General features: G+C 68.5%; 8 protein-coding genes and 2 pseudogenes. All 10 read right to left on the reverse strand.

Going from position 1 to position 14,688, the window contains the following annotated elements; translation table 11 throughout:
* Positions 1-2 precede the first annotated feature (2 nt).
* On the reverse strand, positions 3-3,356 hold the full coding sequence (locus GV126_RS15095; RefSeq protein ID WP_159666716.1) for a type I restriction endonuclease subunit R: 3,354 nt from the start codon (positions 3,354-3,356) through the stop codon (positions 3-5).
* 68 nt (positions 3,357-3,424) lie between these two features.
* On the reverse strand, positions 3,425-4,588 hold the full coding sequence (locus tag GV126_RS15100) for a restriction endonuclease subunit S (RefSeq protein WP_159666719.1): 1,164 nt from the start codon (positions 4,586-4,588) through the stop codon (positions 3,425-3,427).
* Positions 4,581-7,061, reverse strand: a complete 2,481-nt coding sequence (locus tag GV126_RS15105) for a type I restriction-modification system subunit M (RefSeq protein WP_201299845.1) — start codon at positions 7,059-7,061, stop codon at positions 4,581-4,583. Before GV126_RS15105 ends, GV126_RS15100 begins: the two co-directional genes overlap by 8 nt.
* Positions 7,062-7,132: 71 nt before the next feature.
* Entirely contained in the window at positions 7,133-7,807 is a 675-nt protein-coding gene (locus GV126_RS15110) for a restriction endonuclease subunit S (protein ID WP_159666723.1), read from the reverse strand.
* Positions 7,804-8,487 carry a hypothetical protein gene (locus tag GV126_RS15115; RefSeq protein WP_159666725.1) on the reverse strand — a complete coding sequence of 228 codons (684 nt, stop codon included), beginning with the start codon at positions 8,485-8,487 and terminating at the stop codon, positions 7,804-7,806. The genes GV126_RS15110 and GV126_RS15115 overlap by 4 nt, the downstream gene beginning before the upstream one ends.
* Before the next feature lie 391 nt (positions 8,488-8,878).
* A complete protein-coding gene (locus GV126_RS15120; RefSeq protein WP_159666727.1) occupies positions 8,879-10,180 on the reverse strand; it encodes an amidohydrolase in 1,302 nt (433 codons plus the stop codon).
* A gap of 258 nt (positions 10,181-10,438) precedes the next feature.
* Positions 10,439-11,641, reverse strand: a complete 1,203-nt coding sequence (locus GV126_RS37175; RefSeq protein WP_185946776.1) for a hypothetical protein — start codon at positions 11,639-11,641, stop codon at positions 10,439-10,441.
* A gap of 23 nt (positions 11,642-11,664) precedes the next feature.
* The gene (locus GV126_RS15125; protein ID WP_159666729.1) at positions 11,665-12,603 is read right to left on the reverse strand and encodes an N-acetylneuraminate synthase family protein; all 939 of its coding nucleotides are present in this window, start codon (positions 12,601-12,603) and stop codon (positions 11,665-11,667) included.
* 508 nt (positions 12,604-13,111) lie between these two features.
* Positions 13,112-14,389, reverse strand: a pseudogene (locus GV126_RS15130) (cytidylyltransferase domain-containing protein); the annotation flags it as partial.
* A gap of 34 nt (positions 14,390-14,423) precedes the next feature.
* Positions 14,424-14,688: pseudogene (locus GV126_RS15135) on the reverse strand (hypothetical protein); the annotation flags it as partial.

Below are 14,688 nucleotides of genomic sequence, written 5' to 3' on the forward strand. Positions count from 1 at the left end.
GATTACAGATCCTTCTTGTTGTGCTGGACGATCTCCCGCAGTGCCGGAGCAAGACTGTCGACCATGGGATCCGTCCTTTCGTTGAGGGCAAGCAGCATCCAGATATCGGTCTGCAGATCGTGCAATGCGGCCGTATTGAAGAACAGATCCTTCCGCGCACTGTGCCGCACGGCGATGGAGCGCACTTCACGTGCCAGTCCGATCAGGTCCCGACGCACCTCGTCGGTGATGACACCGTCCGTGATGACAGTCGTCAGCTGCTGGTAGACGGCCTGCTCCAGCTTGCTCAGGGCACGCACGTCCTCCGGCAGGCCGGAGTCCCGCCCTTGCATCACGTCCTGGGCGCGTTGAGAGAGGTCTTTGAAAGCCTCCACCTGTCCGGTCCAGTTCTCCGCGTACTTCTTGAGGATCTCCTCCAGGCGCTGGCGGAGCTTGTCGTACGCGACCGGGTTCTCTTGGAAGTGGATTTCGATGTGGCTGCGCAGGGCGTGCGCCATCATCGAAGCCTTGGCGCGTGCACTCGGCAGCTGCTCGACCTTTGTGTGGAAGTCGTCGGAAGTGAGGCGGGTGGGCTCTATCGCGCGTTCGACACCGAGGGCCTTGACGTGTTCGTCGATCAGTTCCGCGACGCGAGCGCCGTAGGCGGCGGGGTTGAAGCCGTCGTCCTCCTCGCTGAACCGCTGCCTCGCCACCTGGGCGATGAACGCGAAGAGCTTGGCGGGCTTCTGGTAAGGCCGGGTGACCTCGCGGGGCATCAGAAGGGCGAGTGTGCCCAGGAACGCCCGGAGCAGCTTGCGATAGGTGATGCGTCGTTCCTCGTCCTCCAGTGTGTCGATGACTCGATGGACAGCGGCGGTGTCACTGGGGTCGATGAGCTCCTGGGACAGGCCGAGATGATGCCGAAGCGCCTGGTACTGGTTCTCCAGGTTGTCCTCCTCCGTCTCGAAGTCGACGGGTTTCCCCTCGGCTTCGTCGGAGGCGTAGGCGTCCATGGCCTCCCGGAGTGCCGTGGCCACCCCGGCGTAGTCGACGACGTATCCGGCCTTCTTCGTCTCTCCGTAGGTACGGTTCACGCGCGCGACGGCTTGCAGAAGCTCGGCCTCGCGCATCCGGCGGTCCAGGTACATCACCTGCTCGATGGGCGCGTCGAAGCCGGTGAGCAGCATGGTGCGCACGATGAGCATGGCCACTGGCCTGGCGTCCGGGGTGAGGTCGGCGGGATCCGGGAACGGCGCACGGAACGCTGCGATCGCGTTCTTGTGTGCGGTTGCGTCGGTCCAGGACGCCCACTCCTTGGCATCGTCCGCGTCCGGGGAGATCACCGGAACGAAGTCCATGACTTTGAGGAGCGCGAGCTGTTTGTGGGCAGCAACGAGCAGCCGCTGCCTGGGCGTGCGCTCTTCCGCAGGGGTCTCCTGCGCCTTGAGAAGCGTGCGGGCAGGTGACGCCGCCGCCTTCTCCACCTCGGTGACCAGGTCGTCCCGCGCATCGCGCAAGGCTTCCCGATAGCGGACGGCGATGCCTCGGGAGTGGGCGACGACCTGAGCTTTGAAGCCGTCCTTCATGGCTCCTTCCACATAGTGGCGGAGCATGTGCCGGGCTTTGCGCCGGATCATGTCGTCGGCTGCGAGGACCGCCGAGGAGTTGGCGTAGCGCTTCTGGAGCTCGTCGTACTGCTCGTCGGTGAGTTCCTCGAACTCCTCCTGGATCGTTTCGTCCAGTGCCTCACCGTCGACGACCGCGCCCTTGGCGACGTGCCCTTCGTAGTAGATGGGCACGATCGCCCCGTCGTCCTCGGCGTCCTTGATCCGGTAGGTGTCGATGAACTCGCCGAAGGTCGTGGTGGTGAGCTTGCGGCGGTTCATGATGATCGGGGTGCCGGTGAAGCCGATACGAGCCGCGTTGGGCAGAGACTCCATCAGGTTCTGGTGGAGTGTGGAGCTGTGCGAGCGGTGTGCCTCGTCCACGAGAATGAGGATTCCGTCGCGGTCGTTGACGAGTCCCCAGCCTGGTGTGCCCTCGTGAGCAAGGGAGTCGGCGGCGTTCTGCCGGGCTTTCTCCACATCCTGCTGCTTCTGGATCATCACGAAGACGAGGCCGGCGTTCTCCAGTCCCAGGACCTTCGGTACCTGGGAGGCACGCGTGATGATGTCAGGCTTCTCACCGGCGAGGGTGGCCGTCTCGGAGAGCTGGTCCTGGAGCTGCTTGCGATCGGTGACCACGACGACCTTGAAGTGGCCCAGACCCGGGGTGGAGCGCAACTTACGCACCAGGAACACCATGGTCAGGGACTTACCCGAGCCCTGGGTGTGCCAGACGATCCCGCCGCGCTTGTCCTCCTTGCCATGGACCTTCTTCGTCTCACCGGTCCGGAGCCGCTCTATCGCCTTGTGCACGGCCCGGTACTGCTGATAACGGGGACCGATCTTCACCCGGGCCGTGCGCCCGCCGGCCGTCTCCACGTCCTTGAAGACGACGAAATTGCGCACGATGTCGAGCAGGCGGTGCGGGTGAAGCACCCCTGCGGCCAGCACCTTCTGAGCTGCCGCAAAGGCGTCGTCGGGGTGGTAGGTGGTGGCGATCACCTGCTTGGTGTCGAGCGGATACGCGTCCCGCCAGACCACGTAGTCCTGGGGACGCGAGGTGAACGTGCCCAGGAGCGCGGTGTCACCCGTGGTGGCGACCGTCAACTGAACCGTACGGAAGAGCTGTTCGCTGCCCTCAGGTGTGGTCGAGTCCCGTCGCTGGTTGGCGTACCGCCGGAGTTGCTGGATGGCCTTGTGCGCATCTCCCTGACCGGCCTTGAGTTTCTTGCACTCGATGACGACCAGAGGGATGCCGTTCACGAAGAGGACGAGGTCGGCGATCAGCTTCTTGGGCTTGCCCGCGTCATCCCGCGCCCCCGGGATCGTCATCGGGAACTGGGAAACAACAAGGAAGTCGTTGTTCTGCGGGGTTTCCCAGTCGATGAACCGCACCTTCTGCGCCCGCCCGCCGCTCCAGCCTTGGACACCGGGTACGTCAACGCCCTCGATCAACGCCTCCGTCGCCGCCTCGTTGGCTGCGACGAGGCCCCCGCCGGGTGAGCCGCCCTTGCTGAGGGCGGCGATCGCGGTGGCCATGCGCGCATCATCCAGCCATGCCGCTCCGCTCGGTGTCCGGTTGAGCCGGTCCAGCCGCCGCCGCAGGATCCCGGTGAGCAGAGCACCGTCCGTCCCCTGCCGGACGTACGGTTCCTCACCGGGCTCCTGCAGCTCCGCGCCCTGAAGACCTACGACATGGCGCCAGCCCATGGTGGGGTGGGTGAGCTGAGCGATCAGCGGCGCCTCTACGTACTTGTACTCGGGGCCGGACATGATTGGACCGTCTCCTAAATAGGCTAGCAGCATGCAGGGGTACGGATTAAGCAATCGGAGCACCGCAGCTAAAACGTAATTGGAACCTTGCCGCTGAGGAGATCACCCATCAGAGCCTCCTTTTTCCTCAAGAGCTTCACCTTTGCGCTCGCATGAATCTTCAAGCGCCGACGCATATCCTCCTTCACGAGCAACAGCTCGGAGATTTTCCCTGATTCAGGCACAGGGACTTCGAGGTTCCAGATCACATCGCCAGTGATCTTCACCATACTGTCGGAGGTGCCTTGCGAGAGGGCTTGAATGCGGCGCCTAACCTCGGGCAGCGCAAAGACGCTTTCTAGAAATTCTACTGGAACGCCGGGCTTCGGCGTAAGCCTCATCATGAGATCCGGGTAAAGGCACGGAGCCCCTACATTCCGATAAATCCCTGCCAGCCCGACAAGCTCACGCGTGTTAGCGCGACTCACCAAAAGGTCGCCGTCGGAAAGAGTCGCCGAGTTTCCAGATGCCACATCAGGAGATACGGGCTTCAACTGCCGCGGCACAAATCCTGTTGGCGTTAGACAGCCGAGCCCTAGTACCAAAAATCCAGTCCAACCATCCACTTCGGTGGGCGAAAACCCATTTCTAGGGCGCCCCTTTAGGAGCTCCTTAACTTTGCGCCGCGGATGCTCTTGGTCGGAGAGTCGGCTAGAGATTACGGCGGACAGAGAGACAGCGTCCTTCTTCTCCATCGCTCCAACCGCCTGGATCTGCGCATCGACCTCGTCGAGCACTTCAGCGATACGGAGCTGTTCCGACAGTGGCGGAAGGTCGACCTCAATTTTCTTGAACTCGCTGTACTTAAGATTCCATGTGTCGCTAACAAGCCCCTGAGATCGGTTAAAGAACTTCCCCACAAGCTTGGGGTCCTTCAGGAACCAACGGAGAAACTCGCTGGAGACCGCGCCGACCGGTTCACACACTGTGTACGCTGGACTAACGATTCCAGCTTCACTGGCGACACCCGAGACTCCCTGCCACATCCGCATTGTGTTGTAAACAACATCACCCGGACGCACATCCCAATAAAGGGACTTGTCTGCACTGGACGAATCCCGTCGGCCGCTCTCGCTCTGTCGGATCACCCCCCGGTCAGCAGTGACCGAGAGCAGGGTGTCTACCGAGTGCGTCCGCTCTGATCGAAGCCTGAGAATCTCCCCCAGACTTACCCGCCGCCAGCCCTCACGCATACCCCAGCTCCTCCAAGTACCCCCGCAGCCGCTTCGCAGAAGCCTCGCGCTCCCGCTCCAGATCCGTCAGCGTCACCGCGTACTTCTCCCCCCAGTTTCGGAACGCGTCCACCAGCGCCCGGCGGTCCGCCAAGACAAAGCGGTTCATGCGCGCGTACAGGTCCTCACGCAGGAAGCCGAGCACGACCTCCCGCGCCTGCTCGGAGGACAGTTCCTTCGCCGCCCCCTCCAACTTGGTCACGAACGACGCCTTGATCCCGGCCAGTTCGATCTTCGCTTCCTTCAGCTGCTTCCGCAGTGCGGCCAGCTCCTTGCGCGGCAGTACCTGCGACAGGTCGATCTCTTCCTCGTCACTCTCCTCCGCACCGTCCGCGCCGGCCTTAGACGTCTTCTTCGGCGGAGAGCCGGCCTTCACTTCCGCGTCAAGCTTCGCGACCAGCGCCTCGGCCTGCTCCAGCTGCTTGACATACTCCGGGATCAACTCGGGGACCAGCCGGTGTTCGCGGGCCTTCCGCATCGCGGAGCGATAGCGTGCCTTGGTCTTGGCGTCGGCCTTCTCCGAAGGCTCCTCGAACGCCGAGGCAATGCTGCGCACCCACCCGTCGATCAGGCCCTTGAAGTTCTTGGCCATCAGCACGTCAAGGTCGTTTCTCGCATCAAACCACCAAGCCGCGACCGCGCCCGCGAGCTGGTGCTTGTCGAGGACTCCCACCGGCTCCAGCGCCGCGACGAACGTGCTGAGCAGTTCCTGGCGGGCCTGCGCCTTCTGCCGGTGCACGGGCAGCTGCGCCAGACGCTCCCGGTGCTCGTCCCACCAGGTGTGGAACGCTCGCTCCAGGACGGCTTCCTTCTCCTGTGCGAGCTCCGGGATCCGCATCGCCGTCGCCTCGTACCCCTCCTCAAGGAAGTCCACGTAGTCCGGGTCGCCGTCCCGCTGCTGGAAAAGCAGGGCCTCGGCGTCGATACCGAATGCCTCGAACTGCTTCCTGCGCGCAGCGATCTCGCTCCTCGGCACGCCCCCGTACAGGTGCGCCCGCACGTCCTGCGGCTCCGGAGCAGGGGTGTTGTCCACATAGCGGCGAATGTTGAGGTTGTAGTCGTTCTCCGCCAGCTCATCGAACGGCACTACGCGGGCGAACCCAGGGATCTCCTCCCACCTCTCGTACGCGGAGACGATCTTCTCCGCGTGCTGAGCTTCCAGAAGGTTCTGCGTGCGGCCGGCAGTGATCTCCCGATCGGCGTTGATGAAGAGCACGCCGTCGCGGCGGCCTTCGGGGGCGCCGTTGCGGCCGCGCAGCACGAGGATGCAGGCGGGGATACCGGTGCCGTAGAAGACGTTGGGGCCGATACCGATGACGGCCTCCAGTCGGCCTTCCTCGATGATCCGCGCGCGGATCTTCTGCTCCTCCCCGCCCCGGAAGAGCACACCGTGCGGCATGACGACCGCCGCGATACCGTCCGCCTCCAGCACAGCGAGCACGTGCTGGACGAACATGAGGTCGGCCTTCTTGCCTGACTCAGGCGTCCAGTTCACCATCCGCTCGGGGAACTTCATGCCCTCACGGCGATAGTTCTGAGCGAACGGCGGGTTCGTAAGGATGCGGTCGAAGCGCTGAAGCTGTCCGTTCGGCAGCACATGCTTGGGGTCGGCGAGTGTGTCGCCGTGGTGGATGACGCCGTCGGCCACACCGTGCAGCAGCAGGTTCATACGGGCCATCGCCCAGGCGCTGCCGTTGTCCTCCTGGCCGTGCACCGACAGGTGCGACTCGTCGCCGCCGTGCTCCTGTACGTATTCCTTGGCCAAGATGAGCATGCCGGCCGATCCGCAGCACGGGTCGTACACCGACATGCCCGGCTCCGGCTTGACCAACTGGTTCATCATGCGGATGACGGAGCGCGGGGTGTAGAACTGGCCGCCCTTCTTGCCGCCCTCGTCGGCGAACTCGCCGATGATGTACTCGTAGGCGTGCCCCAGAAGGTCGGGGAACTCGAAGTCGTCGTTGCTGAGCCGGTATTCGCTGAAGTGGTCGATGAGCTGCTGAATGACCGGCTTGGTCAGTTTGGTGTTGCTGCCGCGGGGATCGGTGAAGCTGATGTAGGAGAGAACCCCTTCGAGAGCCTGGTGGTTGCTGTTCTCCAATGCGTCCAGTGCCACGTTCAGAGCCTCGGCCGGTGCGGTCCGGGACTGGCTCACGATGGTGGACCAGCGGGCCTCGTGCGGCACGTAGAACTCGTGCGCCTTGTATGCTCCGCGCGCCTCGGAGATCCGCTCGGCCTGCTCCCGGCTCTTCCCTTCCGCCATGAGCCGTTTGACCAGTGCGGCCCGTGCCACGTCGAACTGGTCCGACGCACGCTTCAGGAACAGCATCGCGAAGATGTAGTCCTGGTACTGCGCGGCGTCCATCTTGCCGCGCAGAATGTCCGCGGCGGCATACAGATGCCGTTCCAGCTGCGGCAACGTCAGCTGTGCCACTGGGTTCTCCTCTTGCTTCATGTTCCACAGGACGTGTGTCCTGTGTGAGACCGGTCCACCTTAGGGGCGGCCTATGACATTCGACTCGTGCGACGGGTTCTGGGTGCCCTGCGCTCGGGTGCGGCGCTTGGTGCCCGAGAGGTGGTCGTACCAGGCAGCTCGTCGCCCAGCATCTGCGCGAAGATGCCCTGCCTCACAGCACTGAGACGCGTGAGAATGCGCTGCTGAAGATCTATCTGCAAGCTGACCTCGCCCAGGGCTTCCGCCATGATCCGCTGACGACGAGCATCGGGCAGCAGCACCGGCAGTCCCTCCAGCGACTGCGTGGTGAGAATCGGCACCGTGCCCACTTGGACATGGGACAGCAGTTCGGCCACCACCGGCGGGTGTGCAAGATAAGCAGCGAGGTACACGGGGTCGACGCGCTCGATGTGTGGGCGAACGCGGATACAGGAGGAGTGGTACACCCACCCGTCCGCCGCGTCGTCGACCAGCGCGACCTTTCCCACCCCACCAAGTCGCACGATCACCAGGTCGCCCGGGCGCAGCCGGAAGCGTTCGAGACCGGTGATCGTATCGGGCACCTGTCGCAGCGCTTCCGGGTCGATCCGCTGGGAGTCTGTGATGTCCGCAGGGGTCACCACAGGGATCCCTTCCACGTCAACCCCGAACTCGGTGAAAAGGTCGCTGGAAGGGCTGGCGGTGACCGTGCAGATATCGCCCAGCCTCACGGACTGAGCACTCACGATCCACTCCCCCTGCGTTGAGCACAGACTCCGGGTCGGTTGGCCAGCAGCAGCGGCAGGGCCGTATCGGCAGCCTCAACCCGGCGGGCCACGGCCTCAGAGACATAGCCGAGGGTCGTCAGTACGGACTGCCGGTCGGCCGCAAGGTCCCGCCCGCCGATACGGTCCTGGTGCGCCACCTTGTTCCGCAGCAGACGCAGGTGGTTCAACCGCCTGTAGAACGGCTCACGCCGCCCCCGATAGCCGGGGAAGCCGGCCTTCATCGGACGCCACAACTGCGTCTCGTAGTCGTTGCCGCGACCCACCAAGGTGACCCAGAAACCGAGCGAGACCTCACGCTGAATGGCGGTGGGCGTCGCAGGTACCCCCGCCCGCGACAACTTCTCCTCAGCCTTCTCGATCTTGCTCATCGTGGCGTAGGTGAGGTTGAGCCTCGGGGCATTCCACCAGTCCGCCCGACCGTAGTACGTCGACAGGCGAGCCGAAATGGTGCTCCGCAGTACGTTCTCCAAAGTGCGAAGCATTTCGTACATCGCTTTCGAGACGTGCGTCTCCCAGTCCGACCAAGCCAAAGCCTGACGGCAGTCGGGCGCGCACAGGGCCTGGGAATCCGCATACCGACCGGCATCGATCGTTTTGATGAGAACAACCTCGTCGGCGGTGGCGCACGACATGGACATCCCCCCGAGGGTCCGTGTTGCCTGGGCAAGGGTCGAGGCACTAGATTGTCGGTGTAAGCCCCGGTGTGCGCCTCTGCTCGCAAGCGCCCCGGGGCATAGCTATGCCTGCATCCAGGCAAATCGCACGCCAGTTCGATCAGTGACTGACATGCACAACGTACCGCGATCACGGCACCTCCGCAACCATGGGGGAACCTTCGTGTATGTCCATACGGAGAGTCTTGCGAATCGTGGCATGCCGCTCGAAGGTCTGCGCACACGCCTGTGCCCCACCCCGACGAGCGTCGAGGCAGGACACCGAGTGACAAGCACGACCGAGGGTGACGCGGACCGGGGACGGGCGTCGGCGCGGCGGAGGCCGCGCCGCGGGCCGTGTCCCGGTGGCCGGGGCTCAGTGCGTCGGGTGCAGCAGGGCCGCCGCCGTGAACAGTTCCACGCCGACCCGGATCGCGGACTCGTCCGCGTCGAAGTCGCCCTGGTGCAGGTCGCGCAGGGTCCGCTCGCCCGGGGTGCGCACGCCCAGCCGGGCCATCGCGCCGGGCACCCGCTCCAGGTACCAGGAGAAGTCCTCGCCGCCCAGGCTCTGCTCGGTGCCCTCCACCGACTCCGGGCCGCGCCGGGCGGTCATGGCCCTGCGGAGCAGGTCGGTGACCACCGGTTCGTTGACCACGGGCGGCACCCCGCGGACGTAGTTGATCTCCGACTTGGCCTTGTGCAGGTTGGCGACCTCGTCGATCGCGGCGACCAGGATGTCGGGCGCCTGCCGCCAGGCGTTGATGTCCAGGCAGCGCACGGTGCCGGACAGCTCGGCGTGCTGGGGGATGACGTTCGGGGCGTGCCCGGACTCGACGCGTCCCCAGGTGACGGCGAGCCCGGCGCGGGTGTCGACCCGGCGGCCGACGAGCGCGGGCACGTCGGTGACGACCCGGGCGACGGCGGTGACCAGGTCGGTCGTCAGGTGCGGGCGGGCGCTGTGCCCGCCGGGGCCGTCCAGCGCCACCTCCAGCCGGTCGCAGGCGGAGGTGACGGCGCCCTGCCGCAGGCCGATCATCCCGGCGTCCACCCGCGGGTCGCAGTGCACGGCGAGGATCCGGCTCACGCCCTCCAGCACGCCCGCCTTGATCGCCTCGGTCGCGCCGCCGGGCAGCACTTCCTCCGCGGGCTGGAAGATCAGCCGCACGGGCCGGGGCAGCAGGCCCTGTCGGTGCAGCTCGGCGAGGACCAGACCGGCGCCGAGCACGACGGTGGTGTGCACGTCGTGGCCGCAGGCGTGGGCGCGGTCGGGCACGGTGGAGCGGTAGGAGCACTCGGCCTTGGTGTCCGGGATGGGCAGCGCGTCGATGTCGGCGCGCAGGGCGAGCATGCCGCCGGCCGGGGCGTCCGGGTCGGCCACCAGGCCGTCCGGGTCGGGGCCGGCGGGCGCACCGATGTCCGTGCCCGGGTCGGTGTCCGGGCCCGCGTCCGTACCGATGTCGCAGACGAGGCCCGTCCCGGCCGGGAGCACCCGCGGCGCGAGGCCGGCCTTCTCCAGCCGCTCCTTGATCGCGGCGGTGGTGCGGAACTCCTGATTGCCTAGCTCGGGATGCATGTGCAGGTCGCGGCGGAACGCGACCAGTTCGGCGAACAGCGCCTCGGGCAGGGTGCCGGGCAGGGCGGCTTCCGCGGGGACATCGACCTCGGACTCTGGGGACATCAGTTGCTTCACCCTCTGAAGGGTATGCCGCCGGAACGGTCAACTGTCCCACGATCAACAAAAGTTCAGCCCGTCAGGGGAAAGAAAAACCGGCCGCCGGCGCATGGACATCGGCCGGGATGGGTACACATCCGCACCCATCCCACTGTGCTTTCTCCACGGATACCACGCTTCGCCCGGTCCACGCCCGGAATGTCCGCGCTGCGGACACCCTGGCGCGCCTCCCCTGACCTGGTGCGACCGCCGCCGCCGCGGCCGTCAGCCGGGCTGCGCCGTCCGGGCGAGGCGCTGCACGTCCCGGGCCGTGCCCGTCACCCCCGACAGGAATCCCTGGGCGCGCGGGGAGGCGTGGGCGGTCAGCCAGGCCGGGTCGATGTCGCAGACGGCGACCCGGACGGCCGTACCGGCCAGGGCCAGCGGCAGGGTGTGCACCACCGTGGACGGAAAACTCAGGATCGTACGGCCGATCGGGCCACGCCGGGCGATCAGCTCCAGCGGCAGGTCGGGGCGGACCACCTCCAGGCCCGTCTCCACTGCCAGCCGGTGCAGCTTGTCCGTGCTCTCGCGGCGGTGGGCGAAGTAGCGGCGCGCCCCGTGGGTCACGGCCAGGGCGCGGACGGCGTCGAGGTAGCGGTCGCGGTCGACCACGCCCGTCTCGACCAGCGAGGTGCCCACGAGGTCCGCGCCGGAGATGACGCGGGGCGGGCCGAAGCGGGCGCGGGTCCAGGCGAAGTCGTTGGCGGTCACGGTCACGCCGTCGGGCACCTCCGCCAGGGGCATGGAGGAGAAGACCTCCACCCGGCGTTCCGCCTGCCCCGCGCGGCCCGTGCGCGGGGTCAGGCGGCGGCGGGCGACGGCCGACACCGGGGCGAAGACGGCGTCGCGCGGGCCGGGCCGGCCGCCCTTGCGGTGCCAGCGCACCAGCCGCTCCCCCCGCGCGAGCTGGGCGACGAACTCCATCGTGGCCGTCCCGTCGTCCACGACCACGAGGTCCTGTGCCCCGGTGATGGTGAGCAGGAGTTGCACGTACCGCGAGAACGGGTCGCCCATCACCACCCGCCGGGCCCGGCGCAGCGGCCCGGCCAGGGCGCCGATGGTCCGCAGCGGTGCCGTGGCCCCGCCCCGGGCCTCCTCCCAGCGGACCTCGTGCCCTTCCTCGCGGGCCAGCTCGGCCATGCGCCGCAGCTGGCCCCGGGTCATCGGGTCGGTCGGGGACAGCACGACGAGCGTGAGCCACGCGCCGGGGCCCTCCGGGCGCGGGCTCGGACCGGAGCCCTCGGGGCGCGGGCTCGGATCCGGGCCGGGGACAGACCCCAGGCCGTGGTCCGAGCCCGGGCCGGCGGCAGATCCCAGGCTGACGTCCGGGCCCGGACCGGGGTCCGCGCCCGGGCCGTGGGCCCACTCCAGGACGTTGAGCAGCTGGACCGGGCTCTCGACGAAGGCGAGGGTGTGGGGGGTCATGGGAGCGGGGCCGGGGCTCGGTCTCACACCGTGACCGGTTCGCCCGCCGCCGCGGCGATCTCCGCCTCGGCGACGACGCCGGCGACGCGGCGCAGCTTCTTCATCGGCGCCAGCTCCGAGTCGTAGACCCGCTTCACGCCGTCGCCCAGCGACGCCTCGATGGTGCGGATGTCGCGGACGAGACGGCTCAGGCCCTGCGGCTCGACGGAGGCCGCCTGGTCGGAGCCCCACATGGCGCGGTCCAGGGTGATGTGCCGCTCGACGAAGACGGCGCCGAGGGCGACGGCGGCGAGCGTGGTCTGCAGGCCGGTCTCGTGGCCGGAGTAGCCGATCGGGACGTTCGGGTACTCGCGCTCCAGGGTGTTGATGACCCGCAGGTTCAGCTCCTCGGCCTTGGCCGGGTAGGTGGAGGTGGCGTGGCAGAGCAGGATGTTCTCCGAGCCGAGGACCTCCACCGCGTGGCGGATCTGCTTGGGGGTGGACATGCCGGTGGAGAGGATGATCGTGCGGCCGGTGGCGCGCAGGGCGCGCAGCAGCTCGTCGTCGGTGAGGGAGGCGGAGGCCACCTTGTGGGCGGGGACGTCGAACTTCTCCAGGAAGGCGACGGCCTCGGTGTCCCACGGGGAGGCGAACCAGTCGATGCCCTTCTTCTTGCAGTAGGCGTCGATCTGGCGGTACTCGTCCTCGCCGAACTCCACGCGGTGGCGGTAGTCGATGTAGGTCATCCGGCCCCAGGGGGTGTCGCGCTCGATGTCCCACTGGTCGCGCGGGGTGCAGATCTCGGGCGTGCGCTTCTGGAACTTCACGGCGTCGCAGCCGGCCTCGGCGGCCGCGTCGATCAGCTTGAAGGCGTTCTCGATGTCGCCGTTGTGGTTGATGCCGATCTCGCCGGTGACGTAGACGGGGCGGCCGGGGCCGACCTCGCGCGAACCCAGGGTGCGGATGCGGGAGTTGGTGCTCATGGCAGGAGATGTCCTTACGTGGGGAGGTGCGGGGGGAGAGAAGCGGGAAGGACCTGCACGGGCCGCAGCGGCCCGCGGAGGGCCCTCCCCCCTTCCTCCCCCCCCCCCCCCCCCCCCAACGACATCTCCCGCCCCTGCCCCCCCCCCCCCCCCCCCCCCCCCGGCGCCCCCCCCGCTCCGCCCCCCCCCCCCCCCCCCCCCCCCCCCCCCCCCCCTCCACCCCCCCCCCCCCCCCCCCCCCCCCCCCCTCCCCCCCCCCCCCCCCCCCACCCCCCCCACCGCCTCCGCCCTCCCCCCCTCCCCCACCCCCCCCCCCCCCTCCACCCCGCCCCCCCCTCCCGCCCCCGCCCTCCCCCCCCCCCCCCCCCCCCTCCCCCTCCTCCCCCCTCCCCCCCCCTCCCTCCCCTTCTCCTCCCCTTCCCCTCCCCACTCCCCCTCTCCCTCCCCTTCCTTCCTCCCCCTTTTTCCCCTTCCTCTCCCTCTCCCCCTTTCCTCTTGCCCCCCCTTCTGAATCGAGGGAGGGGCCGAGGAGCCAGCCGGCGATCTCCCGGATCGCGCCGTCGCCGCCGGGGACGGTGGTGACCGCGCGGGCGGCGCCGCGTACGGCGTCGTGGGCGCTCGCGACCGCCACGGGCCAGCCGACCAGGGCGAAGCACGGCAGGTCGTTGACGTCGTTGCCGACGTAGAGCACCCGTTCGGGCGCGATGCCCTGGTCCTCGCACCACTCCTTCAGCGCGAGGTCCTTGCGGTCGACGCCGTGCAGCACGGGGAGCTTCAGCTTGCGGGCGCGGGCGGCGACGACCGGGTTCTGCTCCGTGGACAGGATCAGCATCTTCAGGCCGCTCCGGCGCAGGGCGGCGATGCCCAGTCCGTCGCCGCGGTGGACGGAGACGAACTCCCGTCCCTCGGCGTCGATCAGCACCCGGTCGTCGGTCTGGGTGCCGTCGAAGTCGAGGACGACGGCGTCGATGTCGTCGCGGGCGGGAAGGGCACCGGGCCGGCCGGCGTCGAGGAGGGGGGCCAGCGCGCGGGCGCGGGCCAGGTCGTGCGGGTCGTCGATCTCCAGCACCCGCGCCGGGTCGGTGCGCACCAGTTCGGTGCGACCGAAGAAGCGGTGCCGGTGGGTGCGGAAGCCGGCCGCGTCCATGGCGTAGGCGGCACCGGTCTCCAGCAGGTCCTGGGGGCGGTCCTGGCGGCGCGGCCGGTGGGCCTTGTCGTGGTTGACGCCGTGGCCGCCGCTGCCCGCACCGCTCCTTTCGCCGCTGCCCTCGCCGGGCGTCCCGGCGCCCGCCTCGTCGTCCGCGTCCCGCCAGACGAAGCCGTGGAACGGGGCGACGGTCAGGGCCGTGTCGGCGCCCTCGTCGAGGACCGCGCGGGCCACCCCGTCGACGTCCTCCCGGACGAGGAAGGGGCTGGTGCACTGCACCAGCAGGACGACGTCGACCCGCCTCCCGTGCAGCGCCTCGTGCGTGTCCAGGGCGTGCAGGACGGCCGCCTCGGAGGTGGCCGTGTCGCCGGATATCGCGGCGGGCCGCAGCACCACCTCGGCACCGGCCCGGCGTGCCGCCGCGGCGGTGGCGCCGTGGTCGGTGGACACCACCACGTCGGTCACCAGCCGGGCGGCCCGGCACTCGCGCACGGCGCGCGCCACCAGCGGCAGGCCGCCCACGGGGGCGAGGTTCTTGGCGGGCACGCCCTTGGAGCCGCCGCGGGCGGGTATCACCGCGAGCACGCGGCGCTCGGGGGCGCCGTCGCCCGCGTGCGGGCCGGTCAGGGGATCGGTCATGGGATCTGCTCCTCGGGCAGGGTCTTCGGGCGGCTCACAGCTCTCCCATCCGCCGGATGACGGGGGCCACGCGCTGGACGCCGTGCCGGTAGGCGCCGCGGGCCGCGCGACGGACGATCTGCCGCACCGGGCCGGGCGCGCGGTCGGCGGCCGGGGCGCCGGGCAGCGGGGCGCCGTCGGGGGGCTCCATGGGCTCGGCGCGCGGGTTGGAGTGCTGGCCGGCGACCCGGCCGGGCTTGACCACCGGCACCGAGGGGGGGTACGTCCGCACGGCTCCCTTCTGCAGCCGCGTCTTGAGG

The organism is Streptomyces mexicanus (genome assembly GCF_902506575.1).
In the GTDB taxonomy this organism is placed as follows: domain Bacteria; phylum Actinomycetota; class Actinomycetes; order Streptomycetales; family Streptomycetaceae; genus Streptomyces; species Streptomyces mexicanus.